Origin of the sequence: Streptomyces sp. NPDC051104 (assembly GCF_040682835.1) — a bacterium.
GTDB lineage: Bacteria > Actinomycetota > Actinomycetes > Streptomycetales > Streptomycetaceae > Streptomyces > Streptomyces cynarae.
Genome location: NZ_JBFBBS010000142.1, coordinates 1 through 1,453, shown reverse-complemented (window position 1 = coordinate 1,453; position 1,453 = coordinate 1). Strand labels below are relative to the sequence as shown.

General features: G+C 26.6%; 2 protein-coding genes. One reads left to right on the top strand and one right to left on the bottom strand.

Annotated elements, in window-relative coordinates; all coding sequences use genetic code 11:
• A partial coding sequence (locus AB0N14_RS40110) for an AbiH family protein (protein ID WP_366030608.1) occupies window positions 1–497 on the bottom strand: 497 nt, incomplete at its 3' end.
• Window positions 498–920: 423 nt separating this feature from the next.
• On the opposite strand from AB0N14_RS40110, the gene AB0N14_RS40105 reads away from it, so the two are divergent.
• Window positions 921–1,163 carry a hypothetical protein gene (locus tag AB0N14_RS40105; RefSeq protein ID WP_127093946.1) on the top strand — a complete coding sequence of 81 codons (243 nt, stop codon included), beginning with the start codon at window positions 921–923 and terminating at the stop codon, window positions 1,161–1,163.
• Window positions 1,164–1,453 lie beyond the last annotated feature (290 nt).

Sequence of the window (1,453 nt, the reverse complement as noted above, 5' to 3'; positions counted from 1 at the left end):
CCATCATCAGCATTATTCTTAGTTATACTAAGCAGATACTTTCTAAAGTCATCTTCCAATATTAACAATTGTATTTTTAAAATATTTTGAGTTGTTTTTTCACTCCTAACTTTTACAAAGTAAGGTAAAAGAAATTCTAAAGTTACGTATAGATTCATAGGTATATTATTTTCTTTGTATTCACTTTGAGCCAAAGAGCTAGTTTCACTATCACCTCTACCTTCTATTAATATTTTTTCATTGTAAAGATATTCAATGTTTTTTAGTTGAATAAGTATTTGTTCCTCAATATCCGCCCAATTCTCTATAGACTTTTGTTTATAATTTCTGAATATGTCATACCAGAAATTATTGGAATTAGTATTATTTACTATTTGTTGTCCATATATATAATCAAAAAAATCAGAATATGTGGATTTTAAGCCACAAGCTAAATCAAACCCATTACCTAATACAATCAATTGTTTTAATGATTGATTCTCATTACTAAAACTCATAAATTATCTCCTTTAACTTTAGGTTTATTTTATCATATTTTAATTAAACAATAATTTATCCATATAATGTAAGTATCCAAAATTTATTTAAAAATCTTTGGAAAATAAAATATTATGTAAGAAGAAGATATCATTGTTTTTTAGACATGTCAAAAAGGTGTATATGTCATTGCAGATTGTTTCACGTATAACAAAAATTGACAAATGACTTGAATTGTGGTATAATATATATATAAAGTTAATTTAGACTCAAATTCGTCAATTAACTAAAAAAACAAAACATTAACATAAAAAAACGTAAATAAACATAAAATAAAACATTTTTAGAAGTCCAGCCATTACTTGGTTGATTTCATATAAAAATGGTTTTTTGCTTATTTACGTTTTTTTAGTTTCTATAAAAAAAAGAAAGAGGTGGCTAATATGGTATGGTCAAAAGAAAGCAGAGAAAAACAATCAAATAGATTTTTAAATCCATTCAAGGTTGTCGACTACCGAGGAGTTGTAATAGGAGTTTATAAGAACTCAGTTGAAGCTGAACGTGAGGGAGGGTTTCAAAGTAATGCAATTAGACAAGTATTAAATGGTAGGGCTAAATCTCATAAAGGTTTTACATTTAAAAGAATTAGTATTGAAGACTATCTTGATATGGTTGGTGAGGAATAATAAAAATGAGTTTAAAAATTAAAAGCTATACAGTATGGTTTAGAGAAAAAACCTTTGTTTTATCATAATTATCTGTTTAATGACTGGCAAAATAAAGCCGTAAATATTCGGATTATGAAATTTAGAAAGAAATATATAGAAAACAAAGATTAAGGTCAAAACAAAGGTCAAAAGATTGCGGTACGACATAGCGCTACGCACTATCTCTTAACCGTCTACTCATTTTTATGACTAGCGTCATAAAAGTCGTAGGACATAACTTTTCAGTTTTTTAGATGGTTACTCCTAAG